Origin of the sequence: Cytobacillus dafuensis (assembly GCF_007995155.1) — a bacterium.
GTDB classification, from domain to species: Bacteria; Bacillota; Bacilli; order Bacillales; family Cytobacillaceae; genus Cytobacillus; species Cytobacillus dafuensis.
Window position 1 is genome coordinate 893,096 of the sequence record NZ_CP042593.1, and the last position, 15,493, is coordinate 908,588.

Below are 15,493 nucleotides of genomic sequence, written 5' to 3' on the forward strand. Positions count from 1 at the left end.
ATTGATAATAAGAAAAGCAGAGAATCAAGACAGTGAAGTCCTTAGTGAATTAGCTTACAAATCTAAAGCCTATTGGGGATATTCAAAAGAATTTATTGAAAAATGTAAAGATGATCTGACAGTAACAGTACAATACATGAGAGAAAATCATGTTTACGTATTGGAGAAAGATAACACAATACTTGCATTTTATAGTCTTTCTACAAATCCTAATCGTTTGGATGCATTGTTCATAGATCCGGACCATATAGGTAAGGGAATCGGTAAAGTATTATGGGAGGATTTAATAAACAAAGCAAAACATTTAAACATGAAAGAGTTTAATATTGATAGTGATCCAAATGCAGAAGGCTATTATTTAAAAATGGGTGCGAAAAGAATTGGTGAAACTCCATCAACAGTCTTTCCTAACCGGAGCTTACCTCTGATGAATGTCACAGTAGAATAAGTGTTAATATCTATTTTTTGTTGCTTTACTTCAAATAGGAGTAAGGCCTTTTTTCTAATCAAGTAGAAATAATGGTTTACCAACATTCACATATAAGGGAATTGTTTAGGATAGTTCAAAAAACAGGGGTGAAACGATGAAACATAAGGATGAACAACTTATAGGACAAGTCAAGGAAATCCGGCGGTTTCCTGTCAAAACCATTTTAGGGGAATCTTTGTCATCTGTGTCAATTAATAATCGAGGTCTCATTGGAGATCGTTTGTGGGCAATAAGAAACTTGAGCGGAAAGTTTGGCAGTGGTAAGACTACACGCCGATTCCAACAGATGGACGGGCTATTTAATTATAGAGCGAGATATGAAGGAGCTACTCCAATTGTAACTATGCCTGATGGATTGGATTATCGGGCTGACGATAATGCTGTAAATGAGGTGTTAAGTGAGCGGCTCGGATTTCAAGTAACCTTGGCTCGAGAAGAGTCCATCTCTCATTTTGATGAGGGTCCAGTAAGTATCATTACGACCTCAGCGTTACGCAAGTTAAGTCAGCAATTAGGAGAGACAGTAGACCCTCGTCGCTTTCGAGCAAACTTATTAATTGATACAGAATTAACTGGATACATTGAAGATGATTGGGTGGACCGACTAATCCAAGTTGGGCCAACAGTATTCTTGAGAGTGGTTGCCACTCTCCCAAGATGTGTAATGGTGAATAATTCTCAAGAAGAACTACCACAGGATGCTCGGATACTCCGAAATTTAGCCCATAATCATGATGCAATGTTTGGTGTTTGGGCGAAGGTTGAACGTGGCGGTGAAGTGAGTGTCGGAGATGAAACAATCATACGATAACTCAGTCGCTGTTCAATAAGTGTAGCCGTTCTGATAGCATTATTCTTATTAAACTAAGGTGAGCAATGTAGTGAAAATAAGAATTTAATAAGAGGAGGAAGCAAGTTATCAATGAAAGCATATGGTGAAGATTTAGATGAAAAATCATTAATGCTATTTAAAAAATGTAAGAGTAAAAGATTTAGCTTTAAATTTTTCAAGGTAAGGCTGCAATGGAGATCTTCTATTAGGAGCTAACGATGCTGTTTTGTTGAAAATGGGTATTAAGAATTGGTGTAAATATAGTAAGTAGAGAACGACCGCAAGGGGGAGAGAAAATTGAAAAGAAATTGGTTATTTTCGCTGTTAACTTGTTTGGTATTTTTAATTGGTTGTTCAAAAGAACAAACATTTGAAGAATTCTTTCACAAAAAGATGGATGAAATGCACCTAGGAGAAAAGGATTATTCTTATACTCTTATTCATAAGCAAATGAATATTGTACATAAAGATGATGCAATTGCAGTATTTAAAGAACGTCGTACAGAAAAAGAAATAATCTTTATCGCTTATCTTGAAAAAGAAAATGATAAATGGGAATGGAGACAAACAAGAGGAGCAGCATGGAATTCTCCTGTTAAATGGTCTGCAATGAACCAAGTTCCTTTCATATATTCAGGAGCGATTAATGATACCTCTATTTCAAAGGTATACGCTGGTAATGAATTAGCGAAAATCATCAAAATTGAAGGAGATAAAAGGTTTTGGTATGCCATCAGTGATTTTAAAGATGTTGATGTAACAGTAGTTAAAGATGATGGTTCTAAAGAAATCCTAAAAAAATTCGACGAAGAGATATAAATAAAGGAGTAAGTAAGGCATTGGAGATAAAGTAAATTTACTAGTTTCTTTAACTAATGATTATAGATGATTTTATATTAATGGGCTGGTAGCTAAAAAGGGATATTCTAATTCTCTTAAAATAAAATTTGTTTCATTTGAGGAGAATGAATAAATGAATTCACCTGAGCAAAATAAAAAAAATCTATTGGAAATGAAAAACTTCCTCTGCGAGATGCTTTTTGCTCTTTCTTTTATTTGGATTGGAACATGGTTTTTTCTAGAAACATACAAATGGGTCGTATATGTTTTTATGGCAGGAGCTGTATTTCTTGTATTTTTATTTAGGTTTTTAAAAGTTTCTTTAAAGTTCCTATTTTTGCTTTCTTCTATCATGTTGTTTATTGCGTTTCTTGTTACGGTTCTATTTTCGTAAATCATTCAAATTCATACGTATCGAGGTTGTTTTCGGAAAATTTAATATAATGAAACTTAGAAAGAGAATTGAGGAGGTAATTAATTGAATATTAACCACGTTAAGGTCGAAGTTTTATTACCAGAAGAGTATATTGAAGAATTAAGAAATAAGTTAAACGACATTGGTGTTTTAACAGTAGGTAAATACGATAATGTAATTTCCTACTCAATCGTTCATGGATATTGGAGACCATTAGACGATTCAAAACCCTTCAATGGTACTGTAGGAGAAATATCTTTTGGCACTGAATGTAAAATGGAATTTAGATGTTCATATAAGAATATTGATGAGGTAGTAAACATTATTAAAAGTGTTCATCCATATGAAGAACCGATCATTAATATAATTCCATTATTAAACTAATGTAGCGATTGTTCAATCTGGCAATCGCTATTTTTCTAAATAGAATTCTGTTTCAATAAATTAATAGGATGGTATTAGTCATTTTTATGGTAATAAGAATGGTGAAATTTTTATATTGGAGAGAGGATGGTATGAATGCTGCAGTTTTTTCTTATAACGGGTGTAGTGTGCATAATCATTTCAGGTCTTTTTATAGGAGCGTGGACAGATGGACAGCAGCAAAGAGCAAATTTTCATTCTGAATCAGTCAATCATAGAAACTTTAGAACCAAAATAGCATTTTATGCTGGTATTGCTGGGGGAGTTTCTTTAAGTATCGCTGCATTAATATATTTTTTTATCGTAGATTAATAGACCCCGTTAAGAGAAGGGATTAAGTAGTGATACTTTTTCCCTAAATTAACCAAAAATATAGATTATATTATCTGAATATTAGGAATTAATACACTTATTTTCAGATTTTTTTCCGTCTATACTTATACTATTATTAGCAAACTATTAATATATTCGGGAGGTAAATATGAAGAAGAATCGTAAAATGCCGAAAGTATTAGCAACGGTTTTAGCTGCTTCACTTGCATTCGGGTCTGTCGGGTATGCTGCACCACTCGCAGGGGAAAATGGGAAATCCCCTTATTCCCAGGATCAAAAAATCGTAGCAAGAGTGGATGCTGAACGCGCAATCGAACATATTAAATATTTATCGAAAGAAATTGGAACAAGACCAGGAGGTTTGGAAGCGGAGAAAAAATCAGCAGACTACATTGCTAAAACGTTAAAAAGCTATGGATATGATGTAGAATATCAATACTTTCCAGTTGCTGACCAATACATAGCAGATGTTGCTTTTTCCAACGGCACGGTATGGGAAATGGGTGCTGCCCCTAATGGGAAAATTAGTGATGCAGCAGTAAAAGCAGAGGTTGTCTATGTTGAAGGGGGTACCAATGTTAACGATTTTAACGATGTTAACGGAAAAGTTGTTCTCATGGCAAGAGAATCATCAACAACTGATTATCGTGCACAGGTAGATAACGCCGTACAAGCTGGTGCTGCTGGCGTTATTCTTCAAAGTTTAGTAGGAAGCCGCGGAAATTATGGTCAGTCATTTAACCCTAGTTTAACAAAGAAGTATGATGTGCCAGTCTTTGGTGCAGCTTATATCCAGGGGGAGTGGCTGAAGGAGCAAATGGAAGAAGGAGCTGTTGAAGTCAATTTAACGTCTAAGCATTATTCAGACCTTCAATCAGTGAACGTCATTGCGACTAAGGAAGCAAAATCGAAGGATAAAGATGTTAAAGAAGTGATTCTTGGCGCTCACCATGACAGTGTTGTCGGAGCACCAGGAGCCAATGATAATGCTTCTGGTGTAGGCTTGATGCTTGAACTAGCCCGTGTGTATAAAGGGTATAATACCGATAAGACATTGAAATTTATTGCATTTGGTTCAGAGGAAAGAGGTTTGCTTGGTTCTAAATATTATGTTGAGCAATTAAGCCAGGAACAAAGGGACCAAATCGAAGCAGTCTTTGTACCTGACATGGTTGCAACCAATTATGACAAAGCGAAAAATCTTTATGCGATGACCGTCGATGGAAGCACGAATATTGTAACCGATTCAACTGTAGCTGCAGGTGCTCGTTTAGGTAACTCCGATATTTTGCCGGGAACTTTCGGTTCTAGTGATCATGTGTATTTCCATCGAGCAGGAATTCCAGCAGCCCTATTCATCTGGATGGGAATTGACAGCTGGGACCCGCTTGTCTACCATATTGAAAAGGTTTACCATACACCACAAGACACGATTGAAGACAATATCTCAGTTGAAAGAATGCAGTCTGCTCTTGACATCATTGGATCTGGACTATTCGATGTTGTTCGAAAGAAAGTTCCAGCGAACAATAAATAAAAGTTTCTGAAAGATTGCTAGAAAGGGAAGTACCAAATTCTTTCATAAAACATTTTAGAAAAGAGAAGTGTTAGCAGCACTTCTCTTTTTCCTATTCCCTAATAGAAACAGATTGCTTATAATTTATTAACAGACCCAAACAGCTTAGGAGTTGGACTTTGGTGAACAAAAAAGACGTAGCTAACATTCGTAAACAATTCAAGCTTAATAATGATTTAATGAAAATCACCGACATTTTTAATGTCTATATAAGGAAGGAAAGCAGCGATATTTATCATGAACAAAGTCATCCGTTTCCAATGTTAGACCACGAACAGCAAGAATTATTCCTCAGTAACTTCAAAAAGGTACTAACAGGTCAATTGGATGTGAAGTTATTTGAAGTAAAGTTTAAACGTGAAGCAGAGGATCACAGTCAGCAAATTCTTCTTAACGGTCTGCAATCCAGCGATGTAGAAGAATGGAAAGAACAAATGCTTCTAATGGTTGAAAAAATGTTTAAAGACGTTCAATACGAGGTGGACATGGTCGTAACCTTTATTCGTGGGGAATATTTTAAACCGACGAAAAGAAGTAATGAGGAAGCTGAAGAGAGCGGACGGAATGAGGTGTATTCACATCCTTTTATTCTTTGCAGCATAAATCAAACGGAACAGCCTAAAAGAACTTTGTTGTTTGATTACATTGAAAAGGAATTTAAGTCAAGTGTTGTGGTCGACTCCATTATTAATCTTACATCTCCAGTAGCGGGCTTTTTATTTCCTAGCTTCACTGAAAATTCGGCTGATGTAAATCGCGTACTTTACTCAGCTGGCAAACCGAATCAGCCTGATTTTCATTTCATCGAGGAAGTATTGAATGGCGATGAGATTATGACCGCACAAGATGATAAAGCGGTCTTCGAAGAAATTGTTAAAGCTGTAGCTGGAGATCAGGTTGATGCTTCTACACTTGCCAATGTATATGAAGAAGTCCACCGCATGATGGTAGAAGATGAAGGGGAAGACACACCTAAATTGGATTACAAAGATGTGGAACGTGTATTAACGGTGAGTGGAGTGGAAGATGTTGATTCAGATAAGGTCGAAACGGCATTCCAAAGAGTCATCGATGACGAAAAGTATGAGCTGAAAGCAAGCAGCATTGTCCCAAATTTTAATACGAAATCAATTAAAATCCAGACGAAAGTAGCGAATATTTCTATTAGCCCTCAAGATTTAAAATATGTCAAACAGGTCAACTACAACGGCAAGCGTTGTATATTAATCGAGGTTGATGAGGATACCATGATTGAAGGCTTTAAATTAATACCAGAAACATTTTAGAGTAAAAGCCTCGATAAAGTAAAATTTATCGAGGCTTTTCGTATGATAAACTTGCCTGTTGATTTCCGCTGCAGGCACTTAGCGATCGTGGGCGGTCCGGAAGCCTCCTCGTCGCTATCGCTCCTGCGGGGTCTCCCTTTGACTCGCTTCTCCCGCAGGACATTGAATAAGCTTCCTAGAATGATCACCGCACGAAGGAAATGCGTTAGCATTTTCGAGGATCTCGCGCCTTCCGCTCCTATCAACAACAAAATATCATTATCAATACTGAGCTTTAACACAGTCTTTTTCTATATAAATTTCCCCTAAAATCTCTTTAAGCTGATAATCTACTGGTGAAAGTTCTTTTTGTATAAATGTGTTAACCTCATTTTGTTCAAGATCATATAATGCTTCAATTTCTTTTGAGAACAGAAGTGCCTCTTTTTCGAGCATGTTTTTTAATGTGGGAATTGATTGGGATTGAAGCTTTTCTATGGACAGTGCTTGTGTTAATCCTTTTACATAATACTCCAGCGGCCTAGCACCAACAATTTTAACCCCTTTATTCTCTTCGTTTACGATGATGATCGTAGGGAAACCGCGTACACCAAGGCTTTTTGCAAGTGCAAAGTCTTGCTCTAAAAGCTGCTGTCCCGCAGTAAGTCCTGCTTCCTTCACTATTGTTTCCCCGTCGAGCCCTATTTGATTGACAATATTCGTTAACACTTTGTTATCTCCAATATTTTGATTAAAGACGAAAACAGCTTCTCTTGCCCTGCGTAAAAAAACTTTAGCTAGTTTTTCATCTTTTTGCTGTATGATTTTATAAACACGTGAGGGAGGATAGGAAGATTGGATTGGATCATTAAGCCATAAGGAACCGTCAATCGGCATGCGGGAATGCTCACCGACTTCTCTCCAGTGACCCGCTACATCTGCTGGACTCTTAATGCCATTACTCACATCTGCAAAGCCGTCCCAGCTTGCTAGTAATCCTCCCATCACAGTATGAATGCTGAAATAATGGCCATACTGCTCTTCAAATCGTCGAAGAACTGGCTCTAATGCCCAGCAATGAGAACAGATTGGATCAGTCACATAATATAACGTAATTTTTTTTGAAGGCTGGTTTAAGTCAATCATTTCAATTGAATCTTCACTAGCTTCTCCACAAATACCTGTTTCTAAATCGCAGATCATTTTATCGATACTCATCTTTGTCTCCTCTTTTCTTATAGATATTTATATTGGTGTGCCCATTTTTGAATAGGTTCGAGTGCAGCAGTTAGTGAGCGACCCTTTTCAGTAAGTTCATAAAAAATAGTTACAGTAGGTTCAGAAATCACTTTTTTTTCTATTAGTCCGTACTCGGATAATTCAGAAAGTTTTAATGAGAGTGCTCTAGGTGTAATGTCTGAAAGGTCCCTTTTAATATCAGAAAATCGAGCTATTCCATCTGGGCAAAGCGATAGGTAATGGATGAGTAATCCATTCCACTTTTTACCTAATATTTCCATAGAGTATTCTAAGAAAGGGCAAATATTAATAAGAATCACCATCCTAATAAAAAGTATAATTAATATAAAAAATATATCAAGTATAAAAAGTATATTTAAGTAAAAATATTTGGTACACATCCCTGCTGAAAATGTGAAGGGCTTACCTCTTGTATTATTTTACATAAATCGGTAACATGGTTAAGGTACTTTAGGAGGTCTTTAACAATGAATAAACGTGTTTATTTATTAGCAATTGTCTCGTTTGTTGTCGGGATGGTTGAGTTAATCATAGGTGGTTTATTAGATTTGGTTGCAGAAGACTTAAATGTAAGTCTAGGTCAAGCAGGCTTTTTAATGACAGCATTTTCAATTGCATTTGCGATCGCTGCGCCTATTTTATTAACGGTAACACAAAAGGTGGAACGCAAGCGGCTGACTTTGATTTCGCTATTCGTCTTCTTTGTAGGGAATGTAGTCGCTGTATTCAGTCCATATTATAGTATATTGCTAGTTGGCCGTATCATTTCAGCTTCAAGCGGCTCATTGCTAATTGCTTTATGTTTAACGATGGTTCCAAGTATTGTAGAAGAAAAATATCGTGCACGGGCCATCGCAATCGTATTTATGGGTATCAGTGCATCGCTTGTGTTGGGGATTCCGTTTGGATTAATGCTTGGAAATGCATTTGGATGGCGAGCTCCTTTTGTCATGATTTCATTCCTAACACTTGTTTCAATGGCAGGTGTGCATTTCTTTTTAGGAAACATACCGCCTAAGCCTGCTATTTCCATTGGCAATCAACTTCGCACATTGAAAAATCGAAAAATATTACTTGTCCAATTAACATCCTTGATTTTTTTAGCTGGGCATTTAACATTTTATGGATATTTGACACCGTTTTTAAAATTAGAAATGGGATTAGATGGAACGTGGGTGAGTATCGTTTATTTCGTTTTCGGGATTGCAGCAGTTGTCGGCGGGGGAATTGGAGGCATACTTGCTGACCGTTTCGGTACGAAGTCTACAATTTTATCAGTCACTATTCTCTTTGGGCTGTCAATGTTTTTAATCCCTTTCACGACTGCTTCTTTACCAATATTCTTATGCTTGTTGGTCATCTATAGTATGCTAAGCTGGGCTATTACGCCAGCCGTGCAAAGCTATTTAATCGAATTATCGCATGAGGCTTCGGACATACAGCAAACGCTAAATAATTCGGCGGTTCATATTGGGATCGCCTTGGGTTCATTGATTGGAGGCGTTGTGATTGAGCAGACATCTGTGGAGCTAAACCCGACAATAGGTGGTGTATTTATCATTTTTGCTCTAGGAACAGCTGTCCTTTCGATGTCTAAAAAAAGAACGCAAGTATTGTCATCCCAAGAATAATTAAATCAACTGACCCTTTTAGGAGCGGTATTCATTTTTCAATTAGGTTTTTTTATAAACAAAAGGCTGTGTTAAAGCTCATAGTTAATTACGCTATTTTGTTGTTGATTGGAGCGGAAGGCGCGAGATCCTCGAAAATGCATTCGCATTTCCTTCGTGCGGTGTTTATTCGGGGAAGATTATTCAAAGTCCTGCGGGAGAGCGAGTCAAAGGGAGACCCCGCAGGAGCGATAGCGACGAGGAGGCTTCCGGACCGCCCGCGATCGCTAAGTGCCTGCAGCGGAAATCAACAGGGAAGTTCAATATATCCAAACAAAAAGAAAGCCATCAATTTAGGCTTTCTTTTTGTTTAGGTTTTAATTCGCTTTTTATTAATGATGCTTCGACAAACAATCGTTTATCCGTTAAATATAAGGCGTCTAATGGGTAGCATGTCTCGAGTGCAATAGCCGGGTAAGCCATATTCGGCAGTGTATCGTTTACATTCAAAATTTGCTGTCCAGTCACTGAAAAAGTAAACACACCTTGTTCAGTTGTTACGGAAAATTCCATTCCTTCTTCCAACTGATCTAATTGACGAAAGGTTGATGAGTTGTGCGCTGCAATGATGCTTGTTCCAATTTGTCCTGGAAATACACTATCTGGCAGATGGCCTGGTGCTTTGGCCAACTCCTTCTGTCCAGTTCCTTCTAAAATAGCTTCATTAATCCCGAGATTAGGAATGGTAAGCATACCGATGACCTCTCCATTTTTCGGCTGAACGATTAACTCTGGAGCCGGTTCAGGATACAGTCCAGTTTGATATTCCTCATGTGCTGGGATGGTCTCACCCGTATCGGAGCTTTTATCCTTTTCTGAGATTATATATGCAGTTAATTCTTGTACTGGATTTTCAGGAGAATTTTCCACATTGTAACTGGACTCTGCTTCTTCCCGTAAGGCATTGGACATAGCTTTGGAATAGCCAAATAGGAAAAAAGGGAAAAGGAGGACTAATAATCCCAGTACAATCAATCCTCCAGATACCTTCTTAAGAGTTTTTCGAGTCATCGATTAATTCATACGGCGGCGTGCTAGTAATGGCAGTGAAATCCCTGCAAGAAGAAGAGCAGTTCCTCCCAAAACCCATGGAATCACATTCATTCCTGTAACAGGAGAAGTTGCGTTCTTCACTGGTGTATTAAGAGAAGTCACAGCCCAACCAACAGGAGCGCCTTTAATTGGATGAGACAGTGTCGTTCCTTCGATCTTTGCAGGCACTTTATTTAAAGAGAATGTGCCATCTACTAAAGTGTCATAGTATTTGCTGTTTGCATTAATTTTGTCGTCCGTATAGCTAAACATGACAGCTTTTTCAAATTTGCCGACTAATTCATTTGTTGTAAGGTCTGTCACTTTGAAAGCAAAATTCATAAGTGCAGTTTCTCCATTAGGTGCATTCTTTTGGAAGTCCGCTAAAGGACCTTCTAACACTTGAAATTTCACAGTGTTTTTGAATGTACCTTCAGGGATATCGATTTTCACATTGCCATACTCAATAGAAGTAGCTTTGTTAGGTTCGATTGTCTTTTCAGCGACTACATTTGGGAAACCAAGCTTTTGAAAATCTGGCACTGTTGCAGGCGGATTTTTCACCTCTGCAGGAGAAGTTACAGCCCAACCAACAGGAGCGCCCTTAATTGGATGAGACAGCGTCGTTCCTTCGATCTTTGCAGGCACTTTATTTAAAGAAAATGTACCATCCACTGTGGTGTCATAGTATTTGCTGTTTGCATTAACTTTGTCGTTCGTATAGTTAAACATGACAGCTTTTTCGAATTTGCCGACTAATTCATTTGTGGAAAGATCTGTCACTTTGAAAGCGAAATTCATAAGTGAAGTTTCTCCATCAGGTGTATTCTTTTGGAAGTCGGCTAAAGGACCTTCTAACACTTGAAATTTCACTGTGTTTTTGAATGTACCTTCAGGGATATCGATTTTTACATCGCCATACTCAATGGAAGTAGCTTTGTTAGGCTCGATTGTCTTCTCAGCGACTACATTAGGGAAACCAAGCTTTTGAAAATCTGGCACTGTTGAAGGCGGGTTTTTCACCTCTGTAGGAGAAGTCACAGCCCAACCAACAGGAGCGCCTTTAATCGGATGAGATAGCGTAGTTCCTTCGATCTTAGCAGGCACTTTATTTAAAGAAAATGTGCCATCCTCTAAAGTGTCATAGTATTTGCTGTTTGCATTAACTTTGTCGTTTGTATAGCTAAACATGACAGCTTTTTCAAACATGCCAACTAATTCATTTGTAGATAGGTCTGTCACTTTGAAAGCAAAGTTCATAAGTGAAGTTTCTCCATCAGGTGTATTCTTTTGGAAGTCGGCTAAAGGACCTTCTAACACTTGAAATTTCACTTTGTTTTTGAATGTACCTTCAGGGATATCGATTTTCACATCGCCATATGTAATCGAATCAGCTTTTCCGGGATCAATGATTTTCTCAGCGACTACATTTGGGAAGCCGAGCGTTTGAAAATCTGGAACTGCGGCAAATACGGAAGTAGCCAGCAGCGAAAAGGTCATTAAAATCATCACAATAGCAAAAGAAATTCGTTTCATACATACACTCTCCTAACATATATTTTTTATTGCCTACACTAAAGTAAACGGATCGTTTGCTTGAACGGTTTGATATTGAAAAAATATTTTTTTTAGTAGGATTCTTCTGAAAATCTATGGAATTCACTAATAGAATCAAACCGAAACAAACCATTCATCGTTATAAATAATAGAAATAATGAAAAATGAGGGAGAGTGGCAAATGATAAAGTGGTATAGGAAACCGTACGGAAAGAAGCTAAAAAAGCTTCATTTTTGGAATGCTTGGGTGGTGGTTTTTTTAGCAGTCACAGGAATAATTCTATATATTCCTTCCTTGCGCGGCCCCCTTGCATTCATGAGGGTAGGATTAAAAGAGGTTCATATAATAGCAGGAATTGTTTCTGTAATCATTCTTTTACTCTATTTCCCCTTAATCAGCCGACATGTGAAACAAATTTTGGAGAAGAAAAACCAGCAGTTTAATCTTGGGTTTGTACTTTTTCTATTAGCAGGGTGGATGATATCGGGTATCATCATATGGCAGGAACGAAATCTGCCAAAAGGATGGAGTGCTATTGCTTTGTTATGGCATGATTGGTTAACATGGATCGGGATTCCTTATGTAAGTTATCATTCCATATCACGAAGCCGCTGGATAAAAAGAAAAGTTAAAAGCCAAAAGGCACCAACAAGGATTATTCATCAAAATGAAAACGAACAATTAACTGCAGATCAATTTATTAAGTCAAAGTTGAAGAACTTGCCTTTTTCCCGAAAGACTTTTCTTCGCAGTGTGTTTGGGCTGGTCTTTATTTTTGCTCTTGGTCCATATATTTTTCGTTGGTTAAAAAGGATCTTTGATAATGGAGGAACTTCGATAGAAGAAGTTTCAAAGCTTGATGGAAATAAGATGATCCCAAATCCCACTCCTTTAACTGAGTCACAGCAGCTAATTGGCGGAGGAGCAAAAGGGGAATTTAGAATATATACGGTAACAGAGATTCCGTCTTTTTCATCGGATTCATGGAAATTCGCTATTGGCGGATTAGTAGATAAGCCAAGATTGTTTACTTGGGAAGAATTTTTAAAAATAAAGCGACGAGTTCAAGTTAGCGATTTTCATTGTGTCACTGGCTGGTCCGTTTACAGTGTAACATGGGAAGGCATTCCGCTCTCTGATTTTTTAGATCAAGCAGGAGTAAGCAGCAAAGCCAAAAATGTTTTATTCATCTCTGGAGACGGAGTATACACGGATACTCTTTCTCTAGAGCAAGCAAGGATGGATGATGTGCTGGTCGCTGTATTAATGGATGGAAAACCAATTCCACAAAAATTAGGAGGACCTGTAAGGCTTGTTGTTCCTAAAATGTACGCTTACAAATCAGTAAAATGGTTACAGGGGATTGAGTTAATTGATGAGGAACATTTAGGTTATTGGGAAGTTCGAGGGTACGATACAAACGCATGGGTAAAAAGCTAGAGAGAAGGGGATATCCCTATCATACAGAGGAGTGGCGTACTAAGTTTGAGTACTTCAATTAACCATCAGTGGGTACGAATAAAACTCCCACTGATGGATCTCCTTATGCTGCTTCTTCTGATACTGATTGACGCTTTTTCCCTAATAGGTTGACGAAAAGGACACCAGAGATTGCAATGATGCCTCCCATGATGGAAATGGTACTTGGCCACTCATCAAGCCAAAGCCACGCAACGATAATTGCAATGATTGGTTCCAAATACAGCAGGCTTGTTACAGAACTAGCTTTTCCCATTGAAAGGGCAAGCGCCCAAGTAACATAGCCAATAGCCGCAGGAAATACACCAACAAAAATAGCAGATAGGTGTGCTTCCATTGTTGCATGCTGTAATTCTTGAACAAGTCCTGGAGAAAATATAAGAAAAGGCAATGTTCCAATCCATGTAAAATAAGCCGTTAATTCTATCGGGTGATAACGATCGAAGAGTGGTTTTTGAAAAACAAAAAATACCGATGTGGCAATTGCGGACATCAGTATTAAAAGGGCTCCTTGAGATATTTGCAGTGATTCTGCAGATCCAAAAGTGATGATCACAATCCCTATAAAACCAATACCTAGACCAACCCAGCCGAGTATACCTAGCCGTTCTTTTAATACAATTACAGCTAGGACCGCTGAGAAGATAGGAGTTGAACCGATAAGCATACCAGCAGTACCAGCAGATACTGTTTGCTCACCGAAAGTTACTCCAATGTGATAAATACTAATGCCAATGAAGGCTAGTATTGAAATTCTAAGAAGATCTTCCTTTTTTGGCAACCGAAATTTAACGCCTGGCCAAAGTGCATACAAGACAAAGATACCCGAAGCAATAAGAAAACGGACAAGGATTAAATGGCCGGATGAATAGCCTCCGTGTAAACTTGCTCGAATGGCAGCAAATGTAGATCCCCAAATAATGACTGTAAATGAGGCTAATAAAAATGCCTTAGCGTTCAAACTGCTCCCCCCAACCCATAATTTCATAAGAACAAGTTATCATGAGAGTGTATTGGACGCAATACGGGATGGCCATTTATCGCAGATTAACGGGCAGTAAGACCCCCACTTCAAGGTTGCGAGAGAATGAAAGAAACCTAAGTGGGGGATCAACTGCCCATAAAGGCCCGTAAAATGAACACAGACTAAAAGCGCCACATCGTGTGGCAACGTCTGCGTGACCCACTTCCTGTGGGCCGCAACTAACCATCAGTGGGGGATGAAAGCCGACTAAGAACGCCACGTCCTGTGGCAACGTCGGCACTAGCACGTCCTGTACGTCGGAAAACCCCCACTGATGGAAGTTTCACTTTATATTGGATATGGGGTATTCATATCTTTAGATTAAATATGCTATCCTATTAAAATAGGGTTTTTCCTTATATGGTTTATCCCGCATTAACGGGCAGTAAGAACCCCACCTCAAGATTGAGAGAGAAGCGAGGAAGATAGGTGGTGGACAACTGCCCGTAAAAGCCCGATTGGTTCAACTAACCATCAGTGGGGGATGAAAAAAACCCCCCACTGATGGAAGTTTCACTTTATGCAGAAAGGAAGTTAGAAGATGCGGAAGTTAACTTTGATTATTCCAATTATGCTCTTTGTAGGAGCTCTTGCGATGTGGATGCTTAAGAGAGATTATTCGGAAATTGAATATGGTACGAGAGTGTTGATTTCAGTTGGGGCAGCTATTTTTTCAGGAGTCATTTCATTTTTCCTATTTAAGTCAAATAAAGAAAAAAACTAAGCTAAATGTTATTCTCATAGTACTCTAAGCCGGGAACATCAGTGAAGTGCCCGGCTTTAAGTGCTTCTCCTTCTAAAATTGTTATAGAGTCATTTCAATGATTATTCCATGGGGACAATGACGAGATCACCAGATCCGCGAATGATCTTTTTCGTAAATACATGTTTGGGTTGAAAAATGTTTAGCAGGTAGTCCATCGCCATTTTAGGATCAATTTCTTCCCCGCACGTATATCCATCAATGGCAGCAAACTCTTTTTCAGGATACGTATGAATGGACAAATGGCTTTCCGATAATACAACCATAACTGTAGCTCCATATGGATTAAATGACCATCCGGAAACTGATAATATGGTTGCTCCGATCACAGTTGCAGCATGCTCCATATGGTGTTTTAAAAAATCTAGATTGTTTATTTTGTCAAATTCTATTCCCCAGGCGTCAACCACTATATGCCTTCCAAAAGTTTGATGTTCCGATGGTATCACTCCTCTCTAGCTTGCACTAATATCATACGCTGTCCTGTTGAAATGGCGTGGACAAAGTATAGTGTAAGAAAAAATCCATATTTC

General features: G+C 38.2%; 17 protein-coding genes. 11 read left to right on the plus strand and 6 right to left on the minus strand.

What is annotated here, in order from left to right; all coding sequences use genetic code 11:
* Position 1 precedes the first annotated feature (1 nt).
* The 8 genes from FSZ17_RS04460 (at position 2) to FSZ17_RS04495 (ending at position 6,195) form a co-directional block, all read left to right on the plus strand.
* Positions 2 to 448 carry a GNAT family N-acetyltransferase gene (locus tag FSZ17_RS04460; RefSeq protein ID WP_057775869.1) on the plus strand — a complete coding sequence of 149 codons (447 nt, stop codon included), beginning with the start codon at positions 2 to 4 and terminating at the stop codon, positions 446 to 448.
* 136 nt (positions 449 to 584) lie between these two features.
* Positions 585 to 1,301 (plus strand): MOSC domain-containing protein, encoded by a 717-nt coding sequence (locus tag FSZ17_RS04465; protein WP_057775870.1) that lies wholly within the window; start codon positions 585 to 587, stop codon positions 1,299 to 1,301.
* Positions 1,302 to 1,619: 318 nt separating this feature from the next.
* Complete coding sequence (locus tag FSZ17_RS04470) at positions 1,620 to 2,141, plus strand: hypothetical protein (RefSeq protein ID WP_057775871.1); 522 nt, start codon at positions 1,620 to 1,622, stop codon at positions 2,139 to 2,141.
* 154 nt (positions 2,142 to 2,295) lie between these two features.
* Positions 2,296 to 2,556, plus strand: coding sequence for a hypothetical protein (locus FSZ17_RS04475; RefSeq protein WP_057775872.1), 261 nt, complete (start codon positions 2,296 to 2,298; stop codon positions 2,554 to 2,556).
* An 84-nt stretch (positions 2,557 to 2,640) separates the two neighbouring features.
* Complete coding sequence (locus FSZ17_RS04480; RefSeq protein WP_057775873.1) at positions 2,641 to 2,961, plus strand: YqfO family protein; 321 nt, start codon at positions 2,641 to 2,643, stop codon at positions 2,959 to 2,961.
* A gap of 135 nt (positions 2,962 to 3,096) precedes the next feature.
* On the plus strand, positions 3,097 to 3,312 hold the full coding sequence (locus FSZ17_RS04485; protein ID WP_057775874.1) for a DUF5316 family protein: 216 nt from the start codon (positions 3,097 to 3,099) through the stop codon (positions 3,310 to 3,312).
* Positions 3,313 to 3,481: 169 nt separating this feature from the next.
* The gene (locus FSZ17_RS04490; protein ID WP_057775875.1) at positions 3,482 to 4,870 is read left to right on the plus strand and encodes a M28 family metallopeptidase; all 1,389 of its coding nucleotides are present in this window, start codon (positions 3,482 to 3,484) and stop codon (positions 4,868 to 4,870) included.
* Between the two features lie 161 nt (positions 4,871 to 5,031).
* Entirely contained in the window at positions 5,032 to 6,195 is a 1,164-nt protein-coding gene (locus tag FSZ17_RS04495) for a DUF4317 domain-containing protein (RefSeq protein ID WP_057775900.1), read from the plus strand.
* Between the two features lie 261 nt (positions 6,196 to 6,456).
* Here the strand turns inward: FSZ17_RS04495 and FSZ17_RS04505 are convergent, their stop codons facing one another.
* A complete protein-coding gene (locus FSZ17_RS04505) occupies positions 6,457 to 7,392 on the minus strand; it encodes a DsbA family oxidoreductase (protein WP_057775876.1) in 936 nt (311 codons plus the stop codon).
* A gap of 17 nt (positions 7,393 to 7,409) precedes the next feature.
* Complete coding sequence (locus FSZ17_RS04510; RefSeq protein ID WP_057775901.1) at positions 7,410 to 7,724, minus strand: winged helix-turn-helix transcriptional regulator; 315 nt, start codon at positions 7,722 to 7,724, stop codon at positions 7,410 to 7,412.
* Between the two features lie 177 nt (positions 7,725 to 7,901).
* On the opposite strand from FSZ17_RS04510, the gene FSZ17_RS04515 reads away from it, so the two are divergent.
* Positions 7,902 to 9,065 carry an MFS transporter gene (locus FSZ17_RS04515; protein ID WP_057775877.1) on the plus strand — a complete coding sequence of 388 codons (1,164 nt, stop codon included), beginning with the start codon at positions 7,902 to 7,904 and terminating at the stop codon, positions 9,063 to 9,065.
* A gap of 327 nt (positions 9,066 to 9,392) precedes the next feature.
* On the opposite strand, the gene FSZ17_RS04520 is transcribed toward FSZ17_RS04515, so the two are convergent.
* Positions 9,393 to 10,115, minus strand: coding sequence for a class D sortase (locus FSZ17_RS04520; protein ID WP_082625384.1), 723 nt, complete (start codon positions 10,113 to 10,115; stop codon positions 9,393 to 9,395).
* A 3-nt stretch (positions 10,116 to 10,118) separates the two neighbouring features.
* Positions 10,119 to 11,672 carry a hypothetical protein gene (locus FSZ17_RS04525; RefSeq protein WP_146846378.1) on the minus strand — a complete coding sequence of 518 codons (1,554 nt, stop codon included), beginning with the start codon at positions 11,670 to 11,672 and terminating at the stop codon, positions 10,119 to 10,121.
* Positions 11,673 to 11,874: 202 nt separating this feature from the next.
* On the opposite strand from FSZ17_RS04525, the gene FSZ17_RS04530 reads away from it, so the two are divergent.
* Positions 11,875 to 13,134, plus strand: coding sequence for a molybdopterin-dependent oxidoreductase (locus FSZ17_RS04530; RefSeq protein ID WP_057775880.1), 1,260 nt, complete (start codon positions 11,875 to 11,877; stop codon positions 13,132 to 13,134).
* A gap of 103 nt (positions 13,135 to 13,237) precedes the next feature.
* Here FSZ17_RS04530 and FSZ17_RS04535 read toward each other — a convergent pair whose 3' ends face one another.
* Complete coding sequence (locus tag FSZ17_RS04535; RefSeq protein ID WP_057775881.1) at positions 13,238 to 14,134, minus strand: DMT family transporter; 897 nt, start codon at positions 14,132 to 14,134, stop codon at positions 13,238 to 13,240.
* 604 nt (positions 14,135 to 14,738) lie between these two features.
* Between FSZ17_RS04535 and FSZ17_RS04540 the strand changes: the two genes are divergently transcribed.
* On the plus strand, positions 14,739 to 14,921 hold the full coding sequence (locus FSZ17_RS04540; RefSeq protein ID WP_057775882.1) for a hypothetical protein: 183 nt from the start codon (positions 14,739 to 14,741) through the stop codon (positions 14,919 to 14,921).
* A gap of 101 nt (positions 14,922 to 15,022) precedes the next feature.
* Here the strand turns inward: FSZ17_RS04540 and speD are convergent, their stop codons facing one another.
* Complete coding sequence (gene speD, locus FSZ17_RS04545; protein ID WP_057775902.1) at positions 15,023 to 15,406, minus strand: adenosylmethionine decarboxylase; 384 nt, start codon at positions 15,404 to 15,406, stop codon at positions 15,023 to 15,025.
* Positions 15,407 to 15,493 lie beyond the last annotated feature (87 nt).

Coding starts and splice junctions, on each gene's coding strand:
- FSZ17_RS04475 (WP_057775872.1), top strand. CDS start 2,296: ATGAATTCACCTGAGCAAAATAAAAAAAATCTATTGGAAATGAAAAAC.
- FSZ17_RS04505 (WP_057775876.1), bottom strand. CDS start 7,392: ATGAGTATCGATAAAATGATCTGCGATTTAGAAACAGGTATTTGTGGA.
- FSZ17_RS04525 (WP_146846378.1), bottom strand. CDS start 11,672: ATGAAACGAATTTCTTTTGCTATTGTGATGATTTTAATGACCTTTTCG.
- FSZ17_RS04540 (WP_057775882.1), top strand. CDS start 14,739: ATGCGGAAGTTAACTTTGATTATTCCAATTATGCTCTTTGTAGGAGCT.
- FSZ17_RS04520 (WP_082625384.1), bottom strand. CDS start 10,115: ATGACTCGAAAAACTCTTAAGAAGGTATCTGGAGGATTGATTGTACTG.
- FSZ17_RS04490 (WP_057775875.1), top strand. CDS start 3,482: ATGAAGAAGAATCGTAAAATGCCGAAAGTATTAGCAACGGTTTTAGCT.
- FSZ17_RS04465 (WP_057775870.1), top strand. CDS start 585: ATGAAACATAAGGATGAACAACTTATAGGACAAGTCAAGGAAATCCGG.
- FSZ17_RS04485 (WP_057775874.1), top strand. CDS start 3,097: ATGCTGCAGTTTTTTCTTATAACGGGTGTAGTGTGCATAATCATTTCA.
- FSZ17_RS04515 (WP_057775877.1), top strand. CDS start 7,902: ATGAATAAACGTGTTTATTTATTAGCAATTGTCTCGTTTGTTGTCGGG.
- FSZ17_RS04530 (WP_057775880.1), top strand. CDS start 11,875: ATGATAAAGTGGTATAGGAAACCGTACGGAAAGAAGCTAAAAAAGCTT.